This window comes from Microbacterium kyungheense, from assembly GCF_006783905.1.
GTDB classification, from domain to species: Bacteria; Actinomycetota; Actinomycetes; order Actinomycetales; family Microbacteriaceae; genus Microbacterium; species Microbacterium kyungheense.
Genome location: NZ_VFPE01000009.1, coordinates 1 through 26844 on the forward strand (window position 1 = coordinate 1; position 26844 = coordinate 26844).

General features: G+C 70.7%; 26 protein-coding genes and 4 pseudogenes. 16 read left to right on the forward strand and 14 right to left on the reverse strand.

The features are described from left to right. Positions 1-84 precede the first annotated feature (84 nt). The 3 genes and pseudogenes from FB391_RS20215 to FB391_RS20035 all read left to right on the forward strand — a co-directional run. Positions 85-591, forward strand: a pseudogene (locus FB391_RS20215) (hypothetical protein); the annotation flags it as partial. 67 nt (positions 592-658) lie between these two features. Continuing rightward, complete coding sequence (locus tag FB391_RS20135; protein WP_281286461.1) at positions 659-895, forward strand: hypothetical protein; 237 nt, start codon at positions 659-661, stop codon at positions 893-895. Positions 896-983: 88 nt separating this feature from the next. Then, on the forward strand, positions 984-1211 hold the full coding sequence (locus tag FB391_RS20035; protein ID WP_246093626.1) for a hypothetical protein: 228 nt from the start codon (positions 984-986) through the stop codon (positions 1209-1211). 111 nt (positions 1212-1322) lie between these two features. Here FB391_RS20035 and FB391_RS19160 read toward each other — a convergent pair whose 3' ends face one another. The 4 genes and pseudogenes from FB391_RS19160 to FB391_RS19175 all read right to left on the reverse strand — a co-directional run bounded on the left by FB391_RS19160 (position 1323) and on the right by FB391_RS19175 (position 3328). Then, entirely contained in the window at positions 1323-1679 is a 357-nt protein-coding gene (locus FB391_RS19160; RefSeq protein WP_141896806.1) for a hypothetical protein, read from the reverse strand. Positions 1680-1767: 88 nt separating this feature from the next. Beyond that, positions 1768-2180: pseudogene (locus FB391_RS19165) on the reverse strand (VOC family protein). 64 nt (positions 2181-2244) lie between these two features. Next, positions 2245-2713: pseudogene (gene rraA / locus FB391_RS19170) on the reverse strand (ribonuclease E activity regulator RraA). Positions 2714-2794: 81 nt separating this feature from the next. Then, a complete protein-coding gene (locus tag FB391_RS19175) occupies positions 2795-3328 on the reverse strand; it encodes a winged helix-turn-helix domain-containing protein (RefSeq protein ID WP_141896807.1) in 534 nt (177 codons plus the stop codon). Positions 3329-3704: 376 nt separating this feature from the next. Here FB391_RS19175 and FB391_RS19785 point away from each other — a divergent pair, with 376 nt between their 5' ends. From FB391_RS19785 to FB391_RS19190, 3 genes and pseudogenes are all read left to right on the forward strand, one after another. Beyond that, a complete protein-coding gene (locus FB391_RS19785; protein WP_185843175.1) occupies positions 3705-4043 on the forward strand; it encodes a hypothetical protein in 339 nt (112 codons plus the stop codon). Continuing rightward, positions 4040-4507: a ribonuclease E activity regulator RraA gene (gene rraA, locus FB391_RS19185; protein WP_141896808.1), complete on the forward strand. Its 468-nt coding sequence runs from the start codon at positions 4040-4042 to the stop codon at positions 4505-4507. The genes FB391_RS19785 and rraA (FB391_RS19185) overlap by 4 nt, the downstream gene beginning before the upstream one ends. A 65-nt stretch (positions 4508-4572) precedes the next feature. After that, positions 4573-4984 (forward strand): annotated as a pseudogene (locus tag FB391_RS19190) (VOC family protein). Between the two features lie 602 nt (positions 4985-5586). On the opposite strand, the gene FB391_RS19200 reads toward FB391_RS19190, so the two are convergent. After that, a complete protein-coding gene (locus FB391_RS19200) occupies positions 5587-6954 on the reverse strand; it encodes a glucose-6-phosphate dehydrogenase (protein WP_141896809.1) in 1368 nt (455 codons plus the stop codon). A 76-nt stretch (positions 6955-7030) separates the two neighbouring features. On the opposite strand from FB391_RS19200, the gene FB391_RS19205 reads away from it, so the two are divergent. Next, positions 7031-8821, forward strand: coding sequence for a glycoside hydrolase family 15 protein (locus FB391_RS19205; protein WP_141896033.1), 1791 nt, complete (start codon positions 7031-7033; stop codon positions 8819-8821). A gap of 61 nt (positions 8822-8882) precedes the next feature. Here FB391_RS19205 and FB391_RS19210 read toward each other — a convergent pair whose 3' ends face one another. Both FB391_RS19210 and FB391_RS19215 read right to left on the reverse strand, forming a co-directional pair. Beyond that, entirely contained in the window at positions 8883-9992 is a 1110-nt protein-coding gene (locus FB391_RS19210) for an ABC transporter permease (RefSeq protein ID WP_141896031.1), read from the reverse strand. Then, on the reverse strand, positions 9989-10873 hold the full coding sequence (locus tag FB391_RS19215) for an ABC transporter ATP-binding protein (RefSeq protein ID WP_141896029.1): 885 nt from the start codon (positions 10871-10873) through the stop codon (positions 9989-9991). The genes FB391_RS19210 and FB391_RS19215 overlap by 4 nt, the downstream gene beginning before the upstream one ends. Before the next feature lie 204 nt (positions 10874-11077). On the opposite strand from FB391_RS19215, the gene FB391_RS19220 reads away from it, so the two are divergent. Continuing rightward, a complete protein-coding gene (locus tag FB391_RS19220) occupies positions 11078-11647 on the forward strand; it encodes an NADPH-dependent FMN reductase (RefSeq protein ID WP_141896027.1) in 570 nt (189 codons plus the stop codon). Positions 11648-11851: 204 nt separating this feature from the next. Here FB391_RS19220 and FB391_RS19225 read toward each other — a convergent pair whose 3' ends face one another. Then, a complete protein-coding gene (locus FB391_RS19225) occupies positions 11852-12679 on the reverse strand; it encodes a response regulator (protein ID WP_141896025.1) in 828 nt (275 codons plus the stop codon). Then, positions 12676-13953 (reverse strand): sensor histidine kinase, encoded by a 1278-nt coding sequence (locus tag FB391_RS19230; protein WP_141896023.1) that lies wholly within the window; start codon positions 13951-13953, stop codon positions 12676-12678. The genes FB391_RS19225 and FB391_RS19230 overlap by 4 nt, the downstream gene beginning before the upstream one ends. A gap of 204 nt (positions 13954-14157) precedes the next feature. Here FB391_RS19230 and FB391_RS20220 point away from each other — a divergent pair, with 204 nt between their 5' ends. From FB391_RS20220 to FB391_RS19245, 3 genes are all read left to right on the forward strand, one after another. Beyond that, the gene (locus tag FB391_RS20220; RefSeq protein ID WP_425462968.1) at positions 14158-15057 is read left to right on the forward strand and encodes a winged helix-turn-helix transcriptional regulator; all 900 of its coding nucleotides are present in this window, start codon (positions 14158-14160) and stop codon (positions 15055-15057) included. Between the two features lie 89 nt (positions 15058-15146). Further along, entirely contained in the window at positions 15147-15314 is a 168-nt protein-coding gene (locus FB391_RS20225) for a hypothetical protein (RefSeq protein ID WP_425462969.1), read from the forward strand. 49 nt (positions 15315-15363) lie between these two features. Further along, positions 15364-15966, forward strand: a complete 603-nt coding sequence (locus FB391_RS19245) for a dihydrofolate reductase family protein (protein WP_342778227.1) — start codon at positions 15364-15366, stop codon at positions 15964-15966. 341 nt (positions 15967-16307) lie between these two features. On the opposite strand, the gene FB391_RS19250 is transcribed toward FB391_RS19245, so the two are convergent. From FB391_RS19250 to FB391_RS19260, 3 genes are read right to left on the reverse strand one after another with little or no spacing between them, the layout of a single operon-like run. Next, positions 16308-16931, reverse strand: coding sequence for a dihydrofolate reductase family protein (locus FB391_RS19250; protein WP_141896018.1), 624 nt, complete (start codon positions 16929-16931; stop codon positions 16308-16310). 24 nt (positions 16932-16955) lie between these two features. Further along, on the reverse strand, positions 16956-17669 hold the full coding sequence (locus FB391_RS19255) for a winged helix-turn-helix transcriptional regulator (RefSeq protein ID WP_141896020.1): 714 nt from the start codon (positions 17667-17669) through the stop codon (positions 16956-16958). After that, complete coding sequence (locus FB391_RS19260; RefSeq protein ID WP_141896022.1) at positions 17670-18107, reverse strand: VOC family protein; 438 nt, start codon at positions 18105-18107, stop codon at positions 17670-17672. Between the two features lie 204 nt (positions 18108-18311). Between FB391_RS19260 and FB391_RS19265 the strand changes: the two genes are divergently transcribed. Both FB391_RS19265 and FB391_RS19270 read left to right on the forward strand, forming a co-directional pair. Continuing rightward, positions 18312-19589 (forward strand): sensor histidine kinase, encoded by a 1278-nt coding sequence (locus tag FB391_RS19265; protein ID WP_141896023.1) that lies wholly within the window; start codon positions 18312-18314, stop codon positions 19587-19589. Continuing rightward, complete coding sequence (locus FB391_RS19270) at positions 19586-20413, forward strand: response regulator (protein ID WP_141896025.1); 828 nt, start codon at positions 19586-19588, stop codon at positions 20411-20413. The genes FB391_RS19265 and FB391_RS19270 overlap by 4 nt, the downstream gene beginning before the upstream one ends. Before the next feature lie 204 nt (positions 20414-20617). Here the strand turns inward: FB391_RS19270 and FB391_RS19275 are convergent, their stop codons facing one another. After that, positions 20618-21187 (reverse strand): NADPH-dependent FMN reductase, encoded by a 570-nt coding sequence (locus tag FB391_RS19275; protein WP_141896027.1) that lies wholly within the window; start codon positions 21185-21187, stop codon positions 20618-20620. Between the two features lie 204 nt (positions 21188-21391). Between FB391_RS19275 and FB391_RS19280 the strand changes: the two genes are divergently transcribed. Further along, the gene (locus tag FB391_RS19280; protein WP_141896029.1) at positions 21392-22276 is read left to right on the forward strand and encodes an ABC transporter ATP-binding protein; all 885 of its coding nucleotides are present in this window, start codon (positions 21392-21394) and stop codon (positions 22274-22276) included. Next, positions 22273-23382 carry an ABC transporter permease gene (locus tag FB391_RS19285; protein WP_141896031.1) on the forward strand — a complete coding sequence of 370 codons (1110 nt, stop codon included), beginning with the start codon at positions 22273-22275 and terminating at the stop codon, positions 23380-23382. The genes FB391_RS19280 and FB391_RS19285 overlap by 4 nt, the downstream gene beginning before the upstream one ends. A gap of 61 nt (positions 23383-23443) precedes the next feature. Here FB391_RS19285 and FB391_RS19290 read toward each other — a convergent pair whose 3' ends face one another. Continuing rightward, positions 23444-25234, reverse strand: coding sequence for a glycoside hydrolase family 15 protein (locus tag FB391_RS19290; RefSeq protein ID WP_141896033.1), 1791 nt, complete (start codon positions 25232-25234; stop codon positions 23444-23446). Between the two features lie 76 nt (positions 25235-25310). On the opposite strand from FB391_RS19290, the gene FB391_RS19295 reads away from it, so the two are divergent. Continuing rightward, the gene (locus FB391_RS19295) at positions 25311-26678 is read left to right on the forward strand and encodes a glucose-6-phosphate dehydrogenase (protein ID WP_141896809.1); all 1368 of its coding nucleotides are present in this window, start codon (positions 25311-25313) and stop codon (positions 26676-26678) included. Positions 26679-26844 lie beyond the last annotated feature (166 nt).

A 26844-nucleotide genomic window follows, 5' to 3' on the forward strand; every position in this document is an offset into this window, starting at 1 on the left:
GACGAGTCGACCTATCAGCAGGCCGACATCACCCGCAAGGAAGACCTGGAGCGCATCATGGCCGACCCGGGCGACCGCCTGGCCATGTACTTCGCGGTTCCGCCGGCGGTCGCGGCATCCGCGTGCGACGCCCTCGCGGACGTGAAGATCCCGGAAGGCACCGTCCTCGCGCTGGAGAAGCCCTTCGGCGTCGACCAGGCGGGCGCGCGCGACCTCAACGACCGCCTGGCCAGACTCGTCCCCGAGAGCCAGGTCTTCCGCGTCGACCACTTCCTCGGGCGCTCGACGACCCTCAACGTCCTCGGCGTGCGGTTCGCGAACCGCGTCATCGCGTCCGTCTGGAGCGCACAGGAGATCGAGTCGGTCGTCATCCGCTACGACGAGACGCTCGGCCTCGAAGGTCGCGCCGGTTACTACGACCACGCCGGCGCGCTCGTCGACATGATCCAAAGCCACCTGCTGCAGGTGATGGCGGTCGTCGCGATGGAGCCCCCGGCGACGTTGCACGAACGCGACTTCCCGCGACGCGACCACGGCCGTCCTGCGCGCGAACCCGCGTCTGGGAGGACGACCCTGCCACGGCATCGCGCCGTGCGCGGTACAACCGCGGGCGAGGTCGCCGGCCGCGCACTCCCGTCGTACGTGGACGAGCCGGGGCGTGGATCCCGCCCTCGACACCGAGACGCTCGCCGAGGTCGTCTGCGAGGTGCGCAACGAACGATGGGCCGGCGTGCTCTTCCGGCTGCGCTCGGGCAAGGCGCTCGGCGGCAAGGACGGGGAGATCGTGGTGACGTTCCGGAAGGCCAACCACGTTCCCGACGGCCTCGTGGGGGCCGGCTCCCGGTTCGGTGCTGCGCTTCTCACTGGGGCCCGGACCACATGGACGTCGAGCTGAACGTCAACGGCGGGGACGACCCGTTCGAGCTCGAAAGGGCGACGATCGCGCCGACCTCGGCGAAGGCGCGCTGAAGGCCTACGGCGAGGTGCTCTCGGGGATCCTCGACGCCGACGCGACGCTCGCGGTCCGCGGCGACGCGGCTGAGGAGTCCTGGCGCATCGTCGACCCGGTGCTCGCCTCGTGGCGCGCGGGCGAAGTGCCCCTGGACGAGTACCCGGCGGGGGTCGCTCGGTCCCGACCACTGGCCGGCGCTCCCCTGATCGTCCGGGACGCCGGTCGTCGCTGCGAGGGCGCGCAGGGTCGCGCGGCGTAGACGGCGAGCGCGAGCGTGGTGAAGAGGTAGATCACGATGGCCTGCAGCGCGTACGCCGGGTAGTCGATCACCCACAGCGGCGCGGAGGGGTCGCCGGCCGCCTGCGGGTTGTCACGCAACGTAGGGCACCGCCTCGCCCAGCGCGTAGCCGACGACCTGTCCGGTGACGTAGACCAGCGCGAAACAGGCCGAGCGCGAGCCAGGACTGCCCGGCCGCGTGCGCCAGACCCGCCGGGCTGAGCGCAGCGCCGTCCGAGGCTGCCACACGCCTTCCACCGGCGCAGCGAGCGCGCTCATGACCGGCGCGAGAGCCACCGCTGCGGCGAGCACCAGGAACAGCGCGAGCACAGCCGAGGCATCAGCAGCGGTCTCACTGCCGGCGCGACTGCGCATGAGCTGAGGCACGAGCAGCAGAGCGAGAAGCGGAAGGCAGCCCAGCACGACGGCTGCCCAGGTCCGGAGGAGCACGAGGGGGTCGCATGAGCCCAGCCAAGCGGTCCGCGGGCCGCGCCGGTATCGGGTCAGCCCCCGGACGAGGGCAGGGGTGTTCCGCCGGTCACTGCCCCATCATCTGGGGCGTCATCACGCCGACCGAGATGACGTTGCCCGCCGGGTCGCGGAACCACGCCATGTCGGGACCCGCCCATGAACCCGCGCGAGATGCCCTTCTCGTCGGTGCCGTAGTCGGGGTCGGTGTAGATCTTCGTCACGACGCCGCGCGCGTTGAGGTCGTCGACCGCCGCATCGATGTCGTCGACGCCGAAGTTCAGGATCGTGAAGACCGCCGGCTCATGGTCCTCCTTCGGATACACGAACACACTGCCTCCGCCGGGGAGCTTGAAGGTGAACCCTCCGCCCATCTCCTCCCAGACCGTGACCTCGAGTCCCAGGGTATCGCGATAGAAGGCCACGGCTTCGTCGACGTCGGGGACGGCGAAAGCTCGAATATGCCTGTTGTGTGGTGAACATCTCATCCTCCCAGTGATCGTTCCCGGATCCACGATCCTCTTGCGTCGGAGGCTGTCCAGAGGCCTCAGCGTTCGACGAGGATGCCGTCCGCGTCGGCCCACACGTGGCGACCGGGGGCGAAGGTCACGCCCGCGATCGTGACCGGCACATCGACCTCGCCGATGCCCGTCTTCGCGCTCTTGCGCGGGTTCGAGCCGAGCGCCTTGACGCCGAGGTCGAGGCCCGCGAGCGCCTCGCGGTCGCGGATCGCGCCGTGAACGATGAGCCCGGCCCAGCCGTTTGTCGACGGCGGAGCCCGCGATGAGGTCGCCCACGAGCGCGGACTCCAGCGATCCCCCGCCGTCGATCACGAGGACCGCGCCGCCGCCCGGCGTGGCGAGCACGTCTTTGACGAGCGCGTTGTCGCGATGGCATCGCACGGTGCGGATCGGGCCGTCGAAGGCGACGCGGCCGCCGAGGTCGTGGAACTGCAGCGCCGGCGAGTCGAGGTCGTCGCCGCGCTCGTCGTAGAGGTCAGCGGTGGCTGTGGTCATGCGCCCAGGCTACGGCGGGGCGCCACCGGCGCCGGTCCGGGCGGAGGCAGAAGTTCTCGCGACCTTCTGCGGCGGGCAGGTTCAGCGGGACGACGGCGGGTTGTGGTCGGGGTGGAGCGTGCTGAAGAACGAGTACGTGTCGCCGTCGGGGTCGGGGCCGCGCTCCTTGAACTCGTTGACGAGCCGGTAGAGCCGCTCCTGGAACTCCGACTTGTGCTCGGGGGTGAGCTTGAGGCCCAGCCAGGTCGAGTCGAGCTCATCGGGATCCACACCCTGGATCTGCTGCAGGAACGTCTCGATGAGCACCGGCGAGCCCTCGGGCATCGAGGTGCGCCACGACAGCCCGGTCGCGCGGTACGGGACCTCTCGCGCACCCTGGGCGCCGCTGCGCTCGGGCTCGGCCGCGAGATAGCCGGTCTGGACGAGGGTGCGCACGTGGTGCAGCATCGTGCCCGGGTTCACGCCGAGCAGCTCCGCGAGCTCTTTGTTCGTGCGGGACTCGAAGGCGCACAGCCGCAGCACGCGCAGGCGCAGCGGAGAGCTGAGGGCGCGCATGCGCGCCTCCGCCTCGGGGTCGCCGCGGTGCAGCTCGATGCGCTCCTGTCCATCCGTCACAATGTCAGCGTATGCCACTGATTGACAGATCTCAATCAGTGGCGCACACTGATTGACATGTCCCAATCAGACGAGCTCCGCGCCACCGACGCCGCGGGCGAGCTCGGTCCCGAAGCGCTGGCCGACCCCGAGGCGGAGGCGCGCATGCGCGCCCTCAGCTCTCCGCTGCGCCTGCGCGTGCTGCGGCTGTGCGCCTTCGAGTCCAGCACGAACAAAGAGCTCGCGGAGCTGCTCGGCGTGAACCCGGGCACGATTGCTGCACCACGTTGCGCACCCTCGTCCAGACCGGCTATCTCGTCGGCCGAGCCCGAGCGGGGGGGGGGCAGCGGCGCCCAGGGGTGCGCGGAGAGGTCCCGTCCCGCGCGACCGGGCTGTCGTGGCGCACCTCGATGCCCGAGGGACTCGCACGGTGCTCATCGAGACGTTCCTGCAGCAGATCCAGGGTGTGGATCCCGATGAGCTCGACTCGACCTGGCTGGGCCTCAAGCTCACCCCCGAGCCCAAGTCGGAGTTCCAGGAGCGGCTCTACCGGCTCGTCAACGAGTTCAGGAGCGCGGCCCACCCCGACGGCGACACGTACTCGTTCTTCAGCACGCTCCACCCCGACCACAACCGCCGTCGTCCCGCTGAAACCTGCCCGCCGCAGAAGTTCGCGAGAACTTCTGCCTCGCCCGGACCGGCGCCGGTGGCGCCCCGCCGTAGCCTGGGCGCATGACCACAGCCACCGCTGACCTCTACGACGAGCGCGGCGACGACCTCGACTCGCCGGCGCTGCAGTTCCACGACCTCGGCGGCCGCGTCGCCTTCGACGGCCCGATCCGCACCGTGCGATGCCATCGCGACAACGCGCTCGTCAAAGACGTGCTCGCCACGCCGGGCGGCGGCGCGGTCCTCGTGATCGACGGCGGGGGATCGCTGGAGTCCGCGCTCGTGGGCGACCTCATCGCGGGCTCCGCCGTCGACAACGGCTGGGCCGGGCTCATCGTTCACGGCGCGATCCGCGACCGCGAGGCGCTCGCGGGCCTCGACCTCGGCGTCAAGGCGCTCGGCTCGAACCCGCGCAAGAGCGCGAAGACGGGCATCGGCGAGGTCGATGTGCCGGTCACGATCGCGGGCGTGACCTTCGCCCCCGGTCGCCACGTGTGGGCCGACGCGGACGGCATCCTCGTCGAACGCTGAGGCCTCTGGACAGCCTCCCGACGCAAGAGGATCGTGGATCCGGGAACGATCACTGGGAGGATGAGATGTTCACCACACAACAGGCATATTCGAGCTTCGCCGTCCCCGACCGTCGACGAAGCCGTGGCCTTCTATCGCGATACCCTGGGACTCGAGGTCACGGTCTGGGAGGAGATGGGCGGAGGGTTCACCTTCAAGCTCCCCGGCGGAGGCAGTGTGTTCGTGTATCCGAAGGAGGACCATGAGCCGGCGGTCTTCACGATCCTGAACTTCGGCGTCGACGACATCGATGCGGCGGTCGACGACCTCAACGCGCGCGGCGTCGTGACGAAGATCTACACCGACCCCGACTACGGCACCGACGAGAAGGGCATCTCGCGCGGGTTCATGGGCGGTCCCGACATGGCGTGGTTCCGCGACCCGGCGGGCAACGTCATCTCGGTCGGCGTGATGACGCCCCAGATGATGGGGCAGTGACCGGCGGAACACCCCTGCCCTCGTCCGGGGGCTGACCCGATACCGGCGCGGCCCGCGGACCGCTTGGCTGGGCTCATGCGACCCCTCGTGCTCCTCCGGACCTGGGCAGCCGTCGTGCTGGGCTGCCTTCCGCTTCTCGCTCTGCTGCTCGTGCCTCAGCTCATGCGCAGTCGCGCCGGCAGTGAGACGCTGCTGATGCTCGGCGTGCTCGCGCTGTTCCTGGTGCTCGCCGCAGCGGTGGCTCTCGCGCCGGTCATGAGCGCGCTCGCTGCGCCGGTGGAAGGCGTGTGGCAGCCTCGGACGGCGCTGCGCTCAGCCCGGCGGGTCTGGCGCACGCGGCCGGGGCAGTCCTGGCTCGCGCTCGGCCTGTTCGCGCTGGTCTACGTCACCGGACAGGTCGTCGGCTACGCGCTGGGCGAGGCGGTGCCCTACGTGCGTGACAACCCGCAGGCGGCCGGCGACCCCTCCGCGCCGCTGTGGGTGATCGACTACCCGGCGTACGCGCTGCAGGCCATCGTGATCTACCTCTTCACCACGCTCGCGCTCGCCGTCTACGCCGCGCGACTGCGCGCCCTCGCAGCGACGACCGGCGTCCCGGACGATCAGGGGAGCGCCGGCCAGTGGTCGGGACCGAGCGACCCCGCCGGGTACTCGTCCAGGGGCACTTCGCCCGCGCGCCACGAGGCGAGCACCGGGTCGACGATGCGCCAGGACTCCTCAGCCGCGTCGCCGCGGACCGCGAGCGTCGCGTCGGCGTCGAGGATCCCCGAGAGCACCTCGCCGTAGGCCTTCAGCGCGCCTTCGCCGAGGTCGGCGCCGATCGTCGCCCTTTCGAGCTCGAACGGGTCGTCCCCGCCGTTGACGTTCAGCTCGACGTCCATGTGGTCCGGCCCCAGTGAGAAGCGCAGCACCGAACCGGGAGCCGGCCCCACGAGGCCGTCGGGAACGTGGTTGGCCTTCCGGAACGTCACCACGATCTCCCCGTCCTTGCCGCCGAGCGCCTTGCCCGAGCGCAGCCGGAAGAGCACGCCGGCCCATCGTTCGTTGCGCACCTCGCAGACGACCTCGGCGAGCGTCTCGGTGTCGAGGGCGGGATCCACGCCCGGCTCGTCCACGTACGACGGGAGTGCGCGGCCGGCGACCTCGCCCGCGGTGTACCGCGCACGGCGCGATGCCGTGGCAGGGTCGTCCTCCCAGACGCGGGTCGCGCGCAGGACGGCCGTGGTCGCGTCGCGGAAGTCGCGTTCGTGCAACGTCGCCGGGGGCTCCATCGCGACGACCGCCATCACCTGCAGCAGGTGGCTTTGGATCATGTCGACGAGCGCGCCGGCGTGGTCGTAGTAACCGGCGCGACCTTCGAGGCCGAGCGTCTCGTCGTAGCGGATGACGACCGACTCGATCTCCTGTGCGCTCCAGACGGACGCGATGACGCGGTTCGCGAACCGCACGCCGAGGACGTTGAGGGTCGTCGAGCGCCCGAGGAAGTGGTCGACGCGGAAGACCTGGCTCTCGGGGACGAGTCTGGCCAGGCGGTCGTTGAGGTCGCGCGCGCCCGCCTGGTCGACGCCGAAGGGCTTCTCCAGCGCGAGGACGGTGCCTTCCGGGATCTTCACGTCCGCGAGGGCGTCGCACGCGGATGCCGCGACCGCCGGCGGAACCGCGAAGTACATGGCCAGGCGGTCGCCCGGGTCGGCCATGATGCGCTCCAGGTCTTCCTTGCGGGTGATGTCGGCCTGCTGATAGGTCGACTCGTCGACGGCGTCGAACGCCTTCTCGAAGCCGCCGGACGCGAACGATTCGCGCACGACCTGCCGCCAGTGCTCGTCGTCCCAGTCCTCCATGCCGGCGCCGCGCAGCCGTACGCGTCGGTGCGGCTCGCGAGCCAGCAGCTGCCCGAGTGCCGGCAGCAGCAGCCGCGAGGTCAGGTCGCCGGTGGCGCCCAGGATCAGGAGAGTGGTCTCAGCAGCCATGCGGCCCAAGCTAGACCGGCGGGGTCGTGTGCGTGAGGGGCTGTCGCGCGGCGGTCGGGTTTGCGACAATCGGCCGATGCCCGCACCGATCGAGGACTACGCCCTCCTGAGCAGCTGTCGCACGGCGGCGCTCGTCTCTCGTGACGGGAGCATCGATTGGCTCTGCGTGCCGCGCTTCGACTCGCCCTCCGTCTTGGGTGCCCTCCTGGGCGACGAGGACCACGGATGCTGGAGCCTGCGGCCGACGGACCCCGGCGCGGTGGCGACACGCCGCTACGACGGCGACACCTTCGTCCTGGTCACCACATGGCGCTGCGCGACGGGCGTTGCCGAGGTACATGACTTCATGCCGATCGACGGGCACCGCGTCGACGTGGTGCGCCGCATCGTCGGCGTCTCGGGCGCGGTGGAGTTCCAGGACGAGCTGCGGGTGCGCCTGGACTACGCGAGGGCCCTGCCCTGGATGCGGAAGGTCGCGGCCGAGACCCCCACGATGCTCGCCGTCGCCGGGCCGGACGCGCTCGTGCTGCGCGGACTGGCGCGCGACGCGGCGGACCACGCGCACGTCGGCCGGATCGTGGTGGCCGCGGGTGACACGGCAGACCTGAGTCTCACCTGGTTCAAGTCGCACCACGATGTTCCCGCGCCACTGGATGTCGACGCCTCCTTCGAGGCGACGAGGGCGTGGTGGCAGGAGTGGGCCGACCGTATCGATCACCACGGGCCCCACCACGCGGCCGTCGTACGCTCGCTCCTCCTGCTGCGAGCCCTGACGCACGAGAGCACGGGAGGGATCGTCGCGGCGGCGACCACGTCGCTGCCCGAGGAGTTCGGCGGTTCGCGCAACTGGGACTACCGCTACGTCTGGCTCCGCGATGCGGCGTGGACGCTCGAGACGCTGCTGGAGCACGGCTTCACACGCACCGCCGAACGCTGGAGGGCGTGGCTGCTGCGCGCGATCGCGGGCGATCCGGCTGATGTGCAGATCATGTACGGAGCGGCAGGCGAGCGTGAACTCTCGGAGCGGGTGCTCGACAGTCTGCCCGGGTATCTCGGGGCCGCGCCGGTGCGCGTCGGCAACGGCGCCGTCTCGCAGTACCAGGCCGACGTCATCGGCGAGGTGCTCGTGGCGCTGGAGGCCACACGCGCTGCGGGCATCACCGAGGACGCGTTCTCGTGGCCGCTGCAACGCGCGCTCCTCGGCCAGATGCTGCAGTGGCGCGACCGGCCTGACCGGGGCATCTGGGAGATCCGCGCCGAGGAGCGGATGTTCACGCACTCGCGCGCGATGGTGTGGGCCGCGCTGGATCGCGGCGTGCGTGCGGTCCGCGAGTCCGGCCTCGACGGTGACGCCGACGCCTGGGAGCGGGCGCGCGACGAGATCCGGGATGAGGTCGACCGCCATGGCTTCGACGCCGGCCGCGGTCACTTCGTCCAGCATTACGGCTCTGTCGAGGTGGATGCCTCCCTGCTGCTGCTCGCGCAGGTCGGGTTCTGCGCCTACGACGATCCGCGCATGCTCGGCACGGTCGCCGAGATCGAGCGAACCCTGATGCGCGACGGCCTCGTACGCCGCTACCGCACCGAGACGGATGTCGATGGACTCGCCGGCGGTGAGCATCCGTTCCTCGCCTGCTCGTTCTGGCTGGTCGAGCAGTACGCGAACAGCGGCCGGAAGCAGGATGCCGCGGCGCTCATGGACCGGCTCTGCGGCCTGGCCAACGACGTCGGCATGCTGTCTGAGGAGTACGACGTCGAATCCGCCCGCCACGCCGGCAACACTCCTCAGGCGCTGACGCATCTCGCACTCGTGCGGGCCGCCGACGCCCTCGTCGGGCATCACGGCCGGGCCGCGCTCCGCCGCTGACGGCGCGCCTCCGCGGCGCCGGCGGGTACCGCGGCCCGGCCGATCCCGGACCTCGTCGCGATCAGCCGGCGAGGGCCTCGGCGAGCTTCACGCGGCCGCCCATGCGCAGCAGCGAGTTCTGGTAGATGCGCGCGGCGACGAGGATCGCGGCCACGCACGTGGCGACCAGGATCACGAGCGACACCAGCGGCTCCCACCACTGCGCTTGTCCCAGGAAGATGCGCATCGGCATCCCCACCGGGGCCGAGAACGGCACGTACGACATGATCGTCAGCACCAGCGGGTTGTCGTTGAAGAAGATGACCAGGAAGTACGGCGCCATGATCAGCATCGTGATCGGCATGGTCGTCGAGCCGATGTCCTCCTGACGCGAGACCATCGAGGCCGCGGCGGCGAACAGCGACGCCAGCAGGATGAACCCGAAGAGGAAGAAGATCGCGAACCAGGCGATCGGCGCCCCGAGCCCCTGCAGCAGGGCGGTCTGATCGGTGACGGTCAGACCGATGACGGCGATCGCCGCGAGCACCAGGATCTGACCCATCGCCAGGATGGTGTTGCCGATCACTTTGCCCGCCAGCAGCGCCCGCACGGGGATCGCCGAGATCAGCAGCTCCACCACACGCGTCTGCTTCTCTTCGACGACGCTCTGCGCGATGGTGCTCCCGAACAGCGACGCGGCCAGCAGGAACACGATGCCGAAGCCGATCGCGGCGATGTAGCCGAGCGCGGCGGCCTGGCCGCCTTCGGGGTTCAGCAGCTCGACCGGCGGAAGCTGCGCGAGCGACAGCAGCAGCTGCGTCGGCGCGGAGTCGTCGGCGATCACGACGAATCCCATCGGCGACGCACTGTCGCCGACGATCGCGGCGTCGACCGTGCCGTCCTCGACGAGCGCCTCGGCTGCGGGCTTGTCGGCCACGTCGGTGACGTCCAGGCCGGGCAGCCCACTCACGTACTCCTGCGCGTCCGCGGTGACGGCGACCGGCGTGCCGGTCTGGTTCGACGCCGCGAAGCCGGCCCAGATCACGCCGGCGAGTGCGACGATCAGCAGCACGGCGGTTGAGATCACAAACGCCTTGCTGCGCAGCTTGGAGGCGATCTCGCGCTCTGCGACGAGCCAGATCGCCTGCGGGTAGCCGAGTCCCTGCGTCGCGGGGTGCGGTGCGGTGCTCACTGGATGACCTCCTTGAAGATCTGGGCGAGGGAGGGATGCTGCGGCGCGAAGCTGGCGACATCCCCCTGGGCGACGGCTCGGCGCAGCACGCGCTGCGCGGTCTCGTCGCTGTCGGCGTCGAACACGGCGTACCCGCCGTCGAAGTCGAGCACCTCGACCCCCGGCTCGGAACGCAGCCAGCCGGCGTCGCCCGCCGAGACGAGCTCGAACCGGCGGGTGGAGTGCTGGGCGCGCAGCGCGTCACGGGCCCCCGCGGCCCGGATCGTCCCGCCGGCGATGATGACGAGGTCGTCGCACAGGCGCTCGACGACGTCGAGCTGGTGCGACGAGAACAGCACGGCCGCGCCGGCCTGGGCGCGCTCCTGCAGCACGCCGGCGACGACGTCGACCGCGAGGGGGTCCAGGCCCGAGAAGGGCTCATCGAGGATCAGCACCTCGGGGTCGTGCACGAGGGCGGCGGCGATCTGCGCACGCTGCTGATTGCCCAGCGACAGCGTCTCGACGTTGTCGTCCAGCCGCTCGCCGAGACCGAGCTGCTCCAGCAGCGCGCGGGCGCGGGCCGTGGCATCCGCCTTCGAGAAGCCGTGCAGCCGTGCGAGGTACACGATGTGCTCGAGCACCTTCATCTTCGGGTACAGCCCGCGCTCCTCGGGCATGTAGCCGAAACGGCGGCGATCGGATGCCGTCACGTCGGCGCCCTCCAGCGTCACGGTCCCGGCATCCTTCGCCAGCACACCCAGCACGATGCGCATGGTCGTGGTCTTGCCGGCGCCGTTCCCGCCGACGAAGCCCGTGAGCCGCCCCGGCCGGACGTCGAACGACACGCCGTCGAGCACGCGGCGACCGCCGTAGCTCTTGGTGACACCGCTCAGCTGCAGCATCTGATCCCCTTTCGTTGCCTCCTCAACCGAGGCTAGGCAAGCGCGAGGTCCACGTCCTCCCCCCTGCGGGGGATCCTGCACCGTCCGCCGTGCGGGGGATTGCATACGACGGAATAGATCCAAGGTTCATGTGCTTGCATGGATGTGGAACGTCCACGGTGGATCCGCCGCGGACGCCTTTTTTGTTGTGAAGGAGCAGGACACATGACCGACCGGAAAATCGGCTACATCGTCGGCAGCATCTCGTCGACCTCGATCAACCGCCGCCTCGCCAAGGCGCTGGAGCGTCTCGCCCCCGAAGGCACCGCGCTCGTGGAGATCCCCATCGAGGACCTGCCCTTCTACTCGCCCGACCACGACGCCGACTACCCGCAGGTCGCCCGCGACTTCAAGAAGGCGATCGAGGACGTCGACGGCGTCATCATCGTGACTCCGGAGTACAGCCGCTCCATCCCCGGCGTCCTCAAGAACGCGCTCGACTGGGCCGCCCGTCCGTGGGGCCAGGGGTCGTTCGACGGAAAGCCGACGGCCGTCATCGGCACGTCGGGCGGCGGGATCGCGACCGCGGCCGCGCAGCAGCACCTCAAGGCGATCCTCAGCCACTACAACGCCCCGACGCTCGGTCAGCCCGAGGGTTACGTGCAGACGACGCCCGGCCTGTTCACCGAGACCGGCGAGGTCACCAACGAGCAGACCGCCGAGTTCCTCACGGCCTACCTCGAGGCGTTCGGCGCCCTCATCGAGCGTTACGCCCCGGTCGCCGTCGCGGCCTGACCCCCTCGTGGCCGGCTGCGCGCCGGCCTCGTTCCAGCCGATGGATGCCTCGGCCCTGGAGTCCCCGCGGACTCGGGCCGAGGCATCCGTCGTTTCATCCCCTCCGCATCATGTGCTCTCGCCGAACGCACATGATCCAGGCGCGCACAACGTGGGTTCTCGGCGAGAGCACATGATCCGTACGGGGGTGCGGCGCGACCGGGGTCAGGCCAGGCCGTGGCGGTGCGCGTAGACCACGGCGGCGACGCGGTCGCGGGCGCCGAGCTTCTGGAGCACGTTCGAGACATGCGTCTTGACGGTCGCCTCGCCGATGTACAGGCGCTGGGCGATCTCGGCGTTGCTCATCGCCTGCGACACCAGGCGCAGCACCTCGGCCTCGCGGTCGGTGAGCTCGAGCGCAGCGCGCGCTTCGACGGGCTCAGCGACCGGCCGTGGCGCCGGAGCCCCCGGCCCCTGAGCCTGTCCATGCGATACGTGCGCCGAAGCCCCCGGCCCCTGCCCCGGAGCCCCCGGCGCCTGCGCCGGTGCCCCCGGCACCTGCCCCGAAGCCCCTGGCCCCTGCGCCGGAGCTCGCGGTCCCTCAGCCTGCCGATGGGCGGGCACTGCGGCGAAGCGCGCGATCACGCGGCGTGTCACCTCGGGCGCGAGCAGCGCGTCGCCGGCGGCGGCGACGCGCACGGCCGAGATGAGCTCCTCGGGTCCGGCGTTCTTGAGCAGGAACCCGCTGGCCCCCGCGGCGAGAGCGTCGAAGAGGTAGTCGTCGCGATCGAACGTCGTGACGACGACGACCGCCGCGTCGACACCGGCATCTGCGACGATCCGCCGCGTGGCCTCGAGGCCGTCCATGTCGGGCATCTGCACGTCCATGCAGATCACATCGGGGCGGAGAGTGGATGCCGCCACCACCGCCTCGACCCCGTTCGAGGCCTCGCCGACCACGGCGACATCACCCGCGGATTCGAGGATCATCCGGAAGCCCGCGCGCATCACGGCGTGATCGTCCACCAGCAGGACGCGGATCGGCGCGCTCACGCGACAGCCCCGACGTGCGTGTCGAGGGGCACGCGCAGCCGCACGAGGAACCCGCCGCGCGACCGCTGCCCGGTCTCGAGCTCGCCCCCCGATGCCGCGGCGCGTTCGCGCATGCCGACCAGGCCCAGTCCGGGCCGCATGGGCGCGGTCACCGCCCGGCCGGTGTTGACCACTTCGAGCTCGACCGCGTCGTCGCTGTAGCGCAGGCGCACATCGGCGGCGGCATCCGGTCCGCCGTGACGGCGGGCGTTCGTGAGCGCCTCCTGGGCGATGCGGTACACGTTCACCTGCACGAGGTCGGGGAGCGGCACCGGGTCGCCGACGACCGTCAGCGTCGTGCGAAGTCCGTTGCCGTTGGCGTGCGCGACGAGGTCGGGCAGGGCGGAAAGGTGCAGCGTGGACGCGCCGTCCGGGTCGCCGGCGGGCGTGCGCAGCGTCTCGAGCAGCTGCCGCAGCTCACCCAGCGCCGAGCGCGCGGACACCTCGACGCCGAGGAGCGCCGAGCGGGCGGCATCCGGATCCTGCTCGAGCACCGCGCGGGCAGCGCCCGCCTGCACGCCCATCGCCGAGACGTGGTGGGCGACGACGTCGTGCAACTCGCGCGCGATGCGCACGCGGTCGAGGGCCACCGCCTGCGCCGCGGTCACCTCGCGCTCGCGTTCGAGTTCGTGCGTGCGCTGCTCGAGGGCGCCGCGTTCCATCGCCGCGGCGTACGCGCGATCGCCCATGTAGTACGCGCCGCCGAAGAACGCCGCGTTGATCAGCAGCTGGATGAGCAGCATCGCCGCGAACGGGGAGAACAGCCCTGCCTTCGACAGGGCGTCGTCGGAAGGATCGATCGCCGCCTCGAACATCGTGACGATCAGCCAGATGAACATGCCCACGATGACCGCCGCGCGCACCCACATCGCGCGGCGTCGGTCGTCGACCCACGCGCCGACCGTGTACATCGCGATGAACATCGAGACGTTCGCGACGTACAGGTCGGGGATGCGGAAGGTCACTCCCACGAAGAAGACGACCGCGACGGCCACCACGACGATCTCGGGGTACCGGCGCCGGACGGCCAGGGGCGCGGTGAGGCCCGCCGAGTACAGCAGCGCCCACTGCGTGCCGTGTGCGGCGTCGTCGCCGTAAACGCCGGCGACCGATCCGAGGGCGGTGCTGAGCACCGCCGTGACGAACAGCGCGGCGGCGAGCCAGAGGTCTCCCCGAAGCTCGCGCGGGGTGGGCGGCGTGCGCCCGGGCGGGGTCGCGGGTGGCGGGACGGACATGACTCCACGGTACGGATCCCGCGAGGCCGCGGCATCCGCCTCACGGGGGAGACGGGCGACGCTACTTGCTATTGACAAGCAAGCTTGTTTTTTGCAACCATGGTTCGACAAGCTCACCAACCATGGTTCGACAAGCTCACCAACCGGGCGACAAGCTCACCAACCCGCCGGGGGACCCCGGCATCGCACACAAGGAGCACGGCAATGACGCACATCTTCGTCAACATCCCGACGAGCGACCTCGAGCGCTCCAAGGCCTTCTACACGGCCCTCGGCGCCAGCCTCAATCCGACGTTCACCGACGACAACGCCGCGTGCATCGTGTGGGACGACAATGTGTACTTCATGGCGGTGACGAACGAGTACTTCGCGACGTTCACCGACAAGAAGACCGTCGATCCGCGCACTCACGCGCAGGTGCTCATCGCGCTCAGCCGAGAATCGCGCGCCGCCGTCGACGAGATCATCGCCGCGGGCGTGGCCGCCGGCGGCAGCGAGCCCACCGAGCCCAAGGGACTACGGCTTCATGTACAGCCGCGACCTCGACGACCCCGACGGCAACGGCGTCGAGTTCTTCTTCATGGAGCCGGCGGCCGTCGACCAGGGTCCCGACGCCTACCTGGCGGAGCAGGCGAAGGCGTAAGTGGCGTCCCGCAGCTACGGGCAGTACTGCGGGGTCACGACCGCCGTCGAGCTGATCGGGGAGCGGTGGGGCGCTGCTCATCGTCCGCGATCTGCTCGTCGGCCCTCGCCGTTACACGACCTCAAGCAGGGACTGCCCAAGATCCCACCAACAACATCCTCTCGACGCGGCTGAAAGAGCTGCAAGAGAGCGGTGTCGTGCGCCGCGTGCCGCTGCTGCACTGCGGCCTCGTGTACGAGCTGACCCCGTACGGGCGCGAGCTTGAGCCGATCGTGCTGGCGCTCGGCCGGTGGGGGTTCGCGCAGATGGGAGACCCGCAGCCCGACGACGTGGTCACGGTCGACTCGCTGACGATCGCGCTGCGCACGGCTTTCCGGGTGGATGCCGCCACCAGCCGTCCCTCCGGCCGACTACGAGCTGCACGTCGGCGACATCGTGCTGCGTGTGCAGGTGTCGGCTGAGGGCCTGCGCGTCGCCCAGGTGCAGCCCGCAGGGCGGCCGGTGGACCCGCGGCTCGGAACCCAGGCCTACGACCGCCGGCGACCCCGACGTGGTGTTCGCCGCGGGTCCCGGCATCCGTCGCGTCATCTCGGGCGAGCTCACCCCTGCCGAGGCGATCGACCAGGATGTGCTGACGGTCGTCGCGGGTGACGCGACGCTTCTGGAGCGGTTCGCTCAGACGTTCCGCATCGAACCGGGGGTCGTGCTCGTCGCATAGCCCCCATGTGGAAGGGAGGCGGCCATGACGGGCCGCATCTACATCGATCCTGTTCACCACGCTCGACGGCGTCGCACAGGCGCCCGGCGGCCCCGAGGAGGACCCATCGGACGGGTTCCCGTTCGGCGGCTGGCAGGCGCCCTTCCCCGACGAAGAGATCGGCGAGGCGATCGGGCAGGGGATCGACGAGCTCGACGCGCTGCTGCTGGGCCGGCGCACCTACGACAATCTTCGCGGGGTACTAGGCCGCACCACACCGACGGCCCCCGAGGGCGGCATCGGGCGCAAGTTCGACGCCGTTCCCAAGTACGTCGCGTCGCGCGGGACGCCGGCGCTGGAGTGGCAGGGGTCGTCGCAGCTCGGACCGGATCTCGCCGCCGAGGTGCGCGCGCTGCGCGAGCGTCATGCCAGCATCCACGTGATCGGCAGCATCGACTTCGCGCAGACGCTGCTGCGCGAGCAGCTGTTCGACGTGCTCACGCTGTGGGTGTACCCGGTCGTGCTCGGCCAGGGCAAGAAGGTCTTCCCCGACGGCGCTGCGCCGGCGAACGTGACGCTGCTCGAGCCCGCGACGTCGGGTCCGCTCGGTGTCGTGCAGCTGCGCTACGGCCCCGCGGCCGGTCCGGTGCAGACCGGCACGATGGGCAGCTGAGCGGGAACGGATGCCGGTGGCCGGCGTGCTCGCGTCCTCGTTTGAGGTGGGTGGATGCCGGTAGCCGGCGTGCTCGCGTCCTCGTGTGAGGAGGGGAGCCGAGATGAGGAGCTGGAGGCCGCGTGGGGTCCGCATCTGGGCAACAGTCCTCAATTGAGGACCTACCATCGCCATGAAGCTTCCTCAATTGAGGACTGTTGCCCAGATGCGGACCCCACGCGGCCTCCAGCTCCTCATCTCGGCTCCCCTCCTCACACGAGGACGCGAGCACGCCGGCTACCGGCATCCACCCACCTCAAACGAGGACGCGAGCACGGCCGGCCACCGGCATCCGTTCCCGCTCAGCTGCCCATCGTGCCGGTCTGCACCGGACCGGCCGCGGGGCCGTAGCGCAGCTGCACGACACCGAGCGGACCCGACGTCGCGGGCTCGAGCAGCGTCACGTTCGCCGGCGCAGCGCCGTCGGGGAAGACCTTCTTGCCCTGGCCGAGCACGACCGGGTACACCCACAGCGTGAGCACGTCGAACAGCTGCTCGCGCAGCAGCGTCTGCGCGAAGTCGATGCTGCCGATCACGTGGATGCTGGCATGACGCTCGCGCAGCGCGCGCACCTCGGCGGCGAGATCCGGTCCGAGCTGCGACGACCCCTGCCACTCCAGCGCCGGCGTCCCGCGCGACGCGACGTACTTGGGAACGGCGTCGAACTTGCGCCCGATGCCGCCCTCGGGGCCGTCGGTGTGGTGCGGCCAGTACCCCGCGAAGATGTCGTAGGTGCGCCGGCCCAGCAGCAGCGCGTCGAGCTCGTCGATCCCCTGCCCGATCGCCTCGCCGATCTCTTCGTCGGGGAAGGGCGCCTGCCAGCCGCCGAACGGGAACCCGTCCGATGGGTCCTCCTCGGGGCCGCCGGGCGCCTGTGCGACGCCGTCGAGCGTGGTGAACAGATCGATGTAGATGCGGCCCGTCATGGCCGCCTCCCTTCCACATGGGGGCTATGCGACGAGCACGACCCCCGGTTCGATGCGGAACGTCTGAGCGAACCGCTCCAGAAGCGTCGCGTCACCCGCGACGACCGTCAGCACATCCTGGTCGATCGCCTCGGCAGGGGTGAGCTCGCCCGAGATGACGCGACGGATGCCGGGACCCGCGGCGAACACCACGTCGGGGTCGCCGGCGGTCGAGGCCTGGGTTCCGAGCCGCGGGTCCACCGGCCGCCCTGCGGGCTGCACCTGGGCGACGCGCAGGCCCTCAGCCGACACCTGCACACGCAGCACGATGTCGCCGACGTGCAGCTCGTAGTCGGCCGGAGGGACGGCGGTGGCGGCATCCACCCGGAAAGCCGTGCGCAGCGCGATCGTCAGCGAGTCGACCGTGACCACGTCGTCGGGCTGCGGGTCTCCCATCTGCGCGAACCCCCACCGGCCGAGCGCCAGCACGATCGGCTCCAGCTCGCGCCCGTACGGGGTCAGCTCGTACACGAGGCCGCAGTGCAGCAGCGGCACGCGGCGCACGACACCGCTCTCTTGCAGCTCTTTCAGCCGCGTCGAGAGGATGTTGGTGGGGATCTTGGGCAGTCCCTGCTTGAGGTCGGTGTAACGGCGAGGGCCGACGAGCAGATCGCGGACGATGAGCAGCGCCCACCGCTCCCCGATCAGCTCGACGGCGGTCGTGACCCCGCAGTACTGCCCGTAGCTGCGGGACGCCACTTACGCCTTCGCCTGCTCCGCCAGGTAGGCGTCGGGACCCTGGTCGACGGCCGCCGGCTCCATGAAGAAGAACTCGACGCCGTTGCCGTCGGGGTCGTCGAGGTCGCGGCTGTACATGAAGCCGTAGTCCTTGGGCTCGGTGGGCTCGCTGCCGCCGGCGGCCACGCCCGCGGCGATGATCTCGTCGACGGCGGCGCGCGATTCTCGGCTGAGCGCGATGAGCACCTGCGCGTGAGTGCGCGGATCGACGGTCTTCTTGTCGGTGAACGTCGCGAAGTACTCGTTCGTCACCGCCATGAAGTACACATTGTCGTCCCACACGATGCACGCGGCGTTGTCGTCGGTGAACGTCGGATTGAGGCTGGCGCCGAGGGCCGTGTAGAAGGCCTTGGAGCGCTCGAGGTCGCTCGTCGGGATGTTGACGAAGATGTGCGTCATTGCCGTGCTCCTTGTGTGCGATGCCGGGGTCCCCCGGCGGGTTGGTGAGCTTGTCGCCCGGTTGGTGAGCTTGTCGAACCATGGTTGGTGAGCTTGTCGAACCATGGTTGCAAAAAACAAGCTTGCTTGTCAATAGCAAGTAGCGTCGCCCGTCTCCCCCGTGAGGCGGATGCCGCGGCCTCGCGGGATCCGTACCGTGGAGTCATGTCCGTCCCGCCACCCGCGACCCCGCCCGGGCGCACGCCGCCCACCCCGCGCGAGCTTCGGGGAGACCTCTGGCTCGCCGCCGCGCTGTTCGTCACGGCGGTGCTCAGCACCGCCCTCGGATCGGTCGCCGGCGTTTACGGCGACGACGCCGCACACGGCACGCAGTGGGCGCTGCTGTACTCGGCGGGCCTCACCGCGCCCCTGGCCGTCCGGCGCCGGTACCCCGAGATCGTCGTGGTGGCCGTCGCGGTCGTCTTCTTCGTGGGAGTGACCTTCCGCATCCCCGACCTGTACGTCGCGAACGTCTCGATGTTCATCGCGATGTACACGGTCGGCGCGTGGGTCGACGACCGACGCCGCGCGATGTGGGTGCGCGCGGCGGTCATCGTGGGCATGTTCATCTGGCTGATCGTCACGATGTTCGAGGCGGCGATCGATCCTTCCGACGACGCCCTGTCGAAGGCAGGGCTGTTCTCCCCGTTCGCGGCGATGCTGCTCATCCAGCTGCTGATCAACGCGGCGTTCTTCGGCGGCGCGTACTACATGGGCGATCGCGCGTACGCCGCGGCGATGGAACGCGGCGCCCTCGAGCAGCGCACGCACGAACTCGAACGCGAGCGCGAGGTGACCGCGGCGCAGGCGGTGGCCCTCGACCGCGTGCGCATCGCGCGCGAGTTGCACGACGTCGTCGCCCACCACGTCTCGGCGATGGGCGTGCAGGCGGGCGCTGCCCGCGCGGTGCTCGAGCAGGATCCGGATGCCGCCCGCTCGGCGCTCCTCGGCGTCGAGGTGTCCGCGCGCTCGGCGCTGGGTGAGCTGCGGCAGCTGCTCGAGACGCTGCGCACGCCCGCCGGCGACCCGGACGGCGCGTCCACGCTGCACCTTTCCGCCCTGCCCGACCTCGTCGCGCACGCCAACGGCAACGGACTTCGCACGACGCTGACGGTCGTCGGCGACCCGGTGCCGCTCCCCGACCTCGTGCAGGTGAACGTGTACCGCATCGCCCAGGAGGCGCTCACGAACGCCCGCCGTCACGGCGGACCGGATGCCGCCGCCGATGTGCGCCTGCGCTACAGCGACGACGCGGTCGAGCTCGAAGTGGTCAACACCGGCCGGGCGGTGACCGCGCCCATGCGGCCCGGACTGGGCCTGGTCGGCATGCGCGAACGCGCCGCGGCATCGGGGGGCGAGCTCGAGACCGGGCAGCGGTCGCGCGGCGGGTTCCTCGTGCGGCTGCGCGTGCCCCTCGACACGCACGTCGGGGCTGTCGCGTGAGCGCGCCGATCCGCGTCCTGCTGGTGGACGATCACGCCGTGATGCGCGCGGGCTTCCGGATGATCCTCGAATCCGCGGGTGATGTCGCCGTGGTCGGCGAGGCCTCGAACGGGGTCGAGGCGGTGGTGGCGGCATCCACTCTCCGCCCCGATGTGATCTGCATGGACGTGCAGATGCCCGACATGGACGGCCTCGAGGCCACGCGGCGGATCGTCGCAGATGCCGGTGTCGACGCGGCGGTCGTCGTCGTCACGACGTTCGATCGCGACGACTACCTCTTCGACGCTCTCGCCGCGGGGGCCAGCGGGTTCCTGCTCAAGAACGCCGGACCCGAGGAGCTCATCTCGGCCGTGCGCGTCGCCGCCGCCGGCGACGCGCTGCTCGCGCCCGAGGTGACACGCCGCGTGATCGCGCGCTTCGCCGCAGTGCCCGCCCATCGGCAGGCTGAGGGACCGCGAGCTCCGGCGCAGGGGCCAGGGGCTTCGGGGCAGGTGCCGGGGGCACCGGCGCAGGCGCCGGGGGCTCCGGGGCAGGGGCCGGGGGCTTCGGCGCACGTATCGCATGGACAGGCTCAGGGGCCGGGGGCTCCGGCGCCACGGCCGGTCGCTGAGCCCGTCGAAGCGCGCGCTGCGCTCGAGCTCACCGACCGCGAGGCCGAGGTGCTGCGCCTGGTGTCGCAGGCGATGAGCAACGCCGAGATCGCCCAGCGCCTGTACATCGGCGAGGCGACCGTCAAGACGCATGTCTCGAACGTGCTCCAGAAGCTCGGCGCCCGCGACCGCGTCGCCGCCGTGGTCTACGCGCACCGCCACGGCCTGGCCTGACCCCGGTCGCGCCGCACCCCCGTACGGATCATGTGCTCTCGCCGAGAACCCACGTTGTGCGCGCCTGGATCATGTGCGTTCGGCGAGAGCACATGATGCGGAGGGGATGAAACGACGGATGCCTCGGCCCGAGTCCGCGGGGACTCCAGGGCCGAGGCATCCATCGGCTGGAACGAGGCCGGCGCGCAGCCGGCCACGAGGGGGTCAGGCCGCGACGGCGACCGGGGCGTAACGCTCGATGAGGGCGCCGAACGCCTCGAGGTAGGCCGTGAGGAACTCGGCGGTCTGCTCGTTGGTGACCTCGCCGGTCTCGGTGAACAGGCCGGGCGTCGTCTGCACGTAACCCTCGGGCTGACCGAGCGTCGGGGCGTTGTAGTGGCTGAGGATCGCCTTGAGGTGCTGCTGCGCGGCCGCGGTCGCGATCCCGCCGCCCGACGTGCCGATGACGGCCGTCGGCTTTCCGTCGAACGACCCCTGGCCCCACGGACGGGCGGCCCAGTCGAGCGCGTTCTTGAGGACGCCGGGGATGGAGCGGCTGTACTCCGGAGTCACGATGATGACGCCGTCGACGTCCTCGATCGCCTTCTTGAAGTCGCGGGCGACCTGCGGGTAGTCGGCGTCGTGGTCGGGCGAGTAGAAGGGCAGGTCCTCGATGGGGATCTCCACGAGCGCGGTGCCTTCGGGGGCGAGACGCTCCAGCGCCTTGGCGAGGCGGCGGTTGATCGAGGTCGACGAGATGCTGCCGACGATGTAGCCGATTTTCCGGTCGGTCATGTGTCCTGCTCCTTCACAACAAAAAAGGCGTCCGCGGCGGATCCACCGTGGACGTTCCACATCCATGCAAGCACATGAACCTTGGATCTATTCCGTCGTATGCAATCCCCCGCACGGCGGACGGTGCAGGATCCCCCGCAGGGGGGAGGACGTGGACCTCGCGCTTGCCTAGCCTCGGTTGAGGAGGCAACGAAAGGGGATCAGATGCTGCAGCTGAGCGGTGTCACCAAGAGCTACGGCGGTCGCCGCGTGCTCGACGGCGTGTCGTTCGACGTCCGGCCGGGGCGGCTCACGGGCTTCGTCGGCGGGAACGGCGCCGGCAAGACCACGACCATGCGCATCGTGCTGGGTGTGCTGGCGAAGGATGCCGGGACCGTGACGCTGGAGGGCGCCGACGTGACGGCATCCGATCGCCGCCGTTTCGGCTACATGCCCGAGGAGCGCGGGCTGTACCCGAAGATGAAGGTGCTCGAGCACATCGTGTACCTCGCACGGCTGCACGGCTTCTCGAAGGCGGATGCCACGGCCCGCGCCCGCGCGCTGCTGGAGCAGCTCGGTCTCGGCGAGCGGCTGGACGACAACGTCGAGACGCTGTCGCTGGGCAATCAGCAGCGTGCGCAGATCGCCGCCGCCCTCGTGCACGACCCCGAGGTGCTGATCCTCGATGAGCCCTTCTCGGGCCTGGACCCCCTCGCGGTCGACGTCGTCGCCGGCGTGCTGCAGGAGCGCGCCCAGGCCGGCGCGGCCGTGCTGTTCTCGTCGCACCAGCTCGACGTCGTCGAGCGCCTGTGCGACGACCTCGTCATCATCGCCGGCGGGACGATCCGGGCCGCGGGGGCCCGTGACGCGCTGCGCGCCCAGCACTCCACCCGCCGGTTCGAGCTCGTCTCGGCGGGCGACGCCGGCTGGCTGCGTTCCGAGCCGGGGGTCGAGGTGCTCGACTTCGACGGCGGGTACGCCGTGTTCGACGCCGACAGCGACGAGACCGCGCAGCGCGTGCTGCGCCGAGCCGTCGCCCAGGGGGATGTCGCCAGCTTCGCGCCGCAGCATCCCTCCCTCGCCCAGATCTTCAAGGAGGTCATCCAGTGAGCACCGCACCGCACCCCGCGACGCAGGGACTCGGCTACCCGCAGGCGATCTGGCTCGTCGCAGAGCGCGAGATCGCCTCCAAGCTGCGCAGCAAGGCGTTTGTGATCTCAACCGCCGTGCTGCTGATCGTCGCACTCGCCGGCGTGATCTGGGCCGGCTTCGCGGCGTCGAACCAGACCGGCACGCCGGTCGCCGTCACCGCGGACGCGCAGGAGTACGTGAGTGGGCTGCCCGGCCTGGACGTCACCGACGTGGCCGACAAGCCCGCAGCCGAGGCGCTCGTCGAGGACGGCACGGTCGACGCCGCGATCGTCGGCGACAGTGCGTCGCCGATGGGATTCGTCGTGATCGCCGACGACTCCGCGCCGACGCAGCTGCTGCTGTCGCTCGCGCAGCTTCCGCCGGTCGAGCTGCTGAACCCCGAAGGCGGCCAGGCCGCCGCGCTCGGCTACATCGCCGCGATCGGCTTCGGCATCGTGTTCCTGCTGGCCGCGTCGCTGTTCGGGAGCACCATCGCGCAGAGCGTCGTCGAAGAGAAGCAGACGCGTGTGGTGGAGCTGCTGATCTCGGCGATCCCCGTGCGGGCGCTGCTGGCGGGCAAAGTGATCGGCAACACCATCCTGGCGATGGGTCAGATCCTGGTGCTCGCGGCGATCGCCGTCATCGGTCTGACCGTCACCGATCAGACCGCCCTGCTGCAGGGGCTCGGGGCGCCGATCGCCTGGTTCGCGATCTTCTTCCTCTTCGGGTTCATCCTGCTGGCGTCGCTGTTCGCCGCCGCGGCCTCGATGGTCTCGCGTCAGGAGGACATCGGCTCGACGACCATGCCGATCACGATGCTGATCATGGCGCCGTACTTCCTGGTCATCTTCTTCAACGACAACCCGCTGGTGCTGACGATCATGTCGTACGTGCCGTTCTCGGCCCCGGTGGGGATGCCGATGCGCATCTTCCTGGGACAAGCGCAGTGGTGGGAGCCGCTGGTGTCGCTCGTGATCCTGGTCGCCACGTGCGTGGCCGCGATCCTCGTCGCCGCGCGCATCTACCAGAACTCGCTGCTGCGCATGGGCGGCCGCGTGAAGCTCGCCGAGGCCCTCGCCGGCTGATCGCGACGAGGTCCGGGATCGGCCGGGCCGCGGTACCCGCCGGCGCCGCGGAGGCGCGCCGTCAGCGGCGGAGCGCGGCCCGGCCGTGATGCCCGACGAGGGCGTCGGCGGCCCGCACGAGTGCGAGATGCGTCAGCGCCTGAGGAGTGTTGCCGGCGTGGCGGGCGGATTCGACGTCGTACTCCTCAGACAGCATGCCGACGTCGTTGGCCAGGCCGCAGAGCCGGTCCATGAGCGCCGCGGCATCCTGCTTCCGGCCGCTGTTCGCGTACTGCTCGACCAGCCAGAACGAGCAGGCGAGGAACGGATGCTCACCGCCGGCGAGTCCATCGACATCCGTCTCGGTGCGGTAGCGGCGTACGAGGCCGTCGCGCATCAGGGTTCGCTCGATCTCGGCGACCGTGCCGAGCATGCGCGGATCGTCGTAGGCGCAGAACCCGACCTGCGCGAGCAGCAGCAGGGAGGCATCCACCTCGACAGAGCCGTAATGCTGGACGAAGTGACCGCGGCCGGCGTCGAAGCCATGGCGGTCGACCTCATCCCGGATCTCGTCGCGCGCCCGCTCCCAGGCGTCGGCGTCACCGTCGAGGCCGGACTCGCGGACCGCACGCACGCCGCGATCCAGCGCGGCCCACACCATCGCGCGCGAGTGCGTGAACATCCGCTCCTCGGCGCGGATCTCCCAGATGCCCCGGTCAGGCCGGTCGCGCCACTGCAGCATCTGGCCGAGGAGCGCGCGTTGCAGCGGCCACGAGAACGCGTCCTCGGTGATGCCCGCAGCGCGTGTGGCCTCCAGCGCCACGAGCACCTCGCCGATGACGTCGGCCTGGTACTGCGAGACGGCGCCGTTGCCGACGCGCACCGGCGCGGCCCCGAGATACCCGGGCAGACTGTCGAGCACCCGCTCCGAGAGTTCACGCTCGCCTGCCGCTCCGTACATGATCTGCACATCAGCCGGATCGCCCGCGATCGCGCGCAGCAGCCACGCCCTCCAGCGTTCGGCGGTGCGTGTGAAGCCGTGCTCCAGCAGCGTCTCGAGCGTCCACGCCGCATCGCGGAGCCAGACGTAGCGGTAGTCCCAGTTGCGCGAACCGCCGAACTCCTCGGGCAGCGACGTGGTCGCCGCCGCGACGATCCCTCCCGTGCTCTCGTGCGTCAGGGCTCGCAGCAGGAGGAGCGAGCGTACGACGGCCGCGTGGTGGGGCCCGTGGTGATCGATACGGTCGGCCCACTCCTGCCACCACGCCCTCGTCGCCTCGAAGGAGGCGTCGACATCCAGTGGCGCGGGAACATCGTGGTGCGACTTGAACCAGGTGAGACTCAGGTCTGCCGTGTCACCCGCGGCCACCACGATCCGGCCGACGTGCGCGTGGTCCGCCGCGTCGCGCGCCAGTCCGCGCAGCACGAGCGCGTCCGGCCCGGCGACGGCGAGCATCGTGGGGGTCTCGGCCGCGACCTTCCGCATCCAGGGCAGGGCCCTCGCGTAGTCCAGGCGCACCCGCAGCTCGTCCTGGAACTCCACCGCGCCCGAGACGCCGACGATGCGGCGCACCACGTCGACGCGGTGCCCGTCGATCGGCATGAAGTCATGTACCTCGGCAACGCCCGTCGCGCAGCGCCATGTGGTGACCAGGACGAAGGTGTCGCCGTCGTAGCGGCGTGTCGCCACCGCGCCGGGGTCCGTCGGCCGCAGGCTCCAGCATCCGTGGTCCTCGTCGCCCAGGAGGGCACCCAAGACGGAGGGCGAGTCGAAGCGCGGCACGCAGAGCCAATCGATGCTCCCGTCACGAGAGACGAGCGCCGCCGTGCGACAGCTGCTCAGGAGGGCGTAGTCCTCGATCGGTGCGGGCATCGGCCGATTGTCGCAAACCCGACCGCCGCGCGACAGCCCCTCACGCACACGACCCCGCCGGTCTAGCTTGGGCCGCATGGCTGCTGAGACCACTCTCCTGATCCTGGGCGCCACCGGCGACCTGACCTCGCGGCTGCTGCTGCCGGCACTCGGGCAGCTGCTGGCTCGCGAGCCGCACCGACGCGTACGGCTGCGCGGCGCCGGCATGGAGGACTGGGACGACGAGCACTGGCGGCAGGTCGTGCGCGAATCGTTCGCGTCCGGCGGCTTCGAGAAGGCGTTCGACGCCGTCGACGAGTCGACCTATCAGCAGGCCGACATCACCCGCAAGGAAGACCTGGAGCGCATCATGGCCGACCCGGGCGACCGCCTGGCCATGTACTTCGCGGTTCCGCCGGCGGTCGCGGCATCCGCGTGCGACGCCCTCGCGGACGTGAAGATCCCGGAAGGCACCGTCCTCGCGCTGGAGAAGCCCTTCGGCGTCGACCAGGCGGGCGCGCGCGACCTCAACGACCGCCTGGCCAGACTCGTCCCCGAGAGCCAGGTCTTCCGCGTCGACCACTTCCTCGGGCGCTCGACGACCCTCAACGTCCTCGGCGTGCGGTTCGCGAACCGCGTCATCGCGTCCGTCTGGAGCGCACAGGAGATCGAGTCGGTCGTCATCCGCTACGACGAGACGCTCGGCCTCGAAGGTCGCGCCGGTTACTACGACCACGCCGGCGCGCTCGTCGACATGATCCAAAGCCACCTGCTGCAGGTGATGGCGGTCGTCGCGATGGAGCCCCCGGCGACGTTGCACGAACGCGACTTCCGCGACGCGACCACGGCCGTCCTGCGCGCGACCCGCGTCTGGGAGGACGACCCTGCCACGGCATCGCGCCGTGCGCGGTACACCGCGGGCGAGGTCGCCGGCCGCGCACTCCCGTCGTACGTGGACGAGCCGGGCGTGGATCCCGCCCTCGACACCGAGACGCTCGCCGAGGTCGTCTGCGAGGTGCGCAACGAACGATGGGCCGGCGTGCTCTTCCGGCTGCGCTCGGGCAAGGCGCTCGGCGGCAAGGACGGGGAGATCGTGGTGACGTTCCGGAAGGCCAACCACGTTCCCGACGGCCTCGTGGGGCCGGCTCCCGGTTCGGTGCTGCGCTTCTCACTGGGGCCGGACCACATGGACGTCGAGCTGAACGTCAACGGCGGGGACGACCCGTTCGAGCTCGAAAGGGCGACGATCGGCGCCGACCTCGGCGAAGGCGCGCTGAAGGCCTACGGCGAGGTGCTCTCGGGGATCCTCGACGCCGACGCGACGCTCGCGGTCCGCGGCGACGCGGCTGAGGAGTCCTGGCGCATCGTCGACCCGGTGCTCGCCTCGTGGCGCGCGGGCGAAGTGCCCCTGGACGAGTACCCGGCGGGGTCGCTCGGTCCCGACCACTGGCCGGCGCTCCCCTGATCGTCCGGGACGCCGGTCGTCGCTGCGAGGGCGCGCAGTCGCGCGGCGTAGACGGCGAGCGCGAGCGTGGTGAAGAGGTAGATCACGATGGCCTGCAGCGCGTACGCCGGGTAGTCGATCACCCACAGCGGCGCGGAGGGGTCGCCGGCCGCCTGCGGGTTGTCAC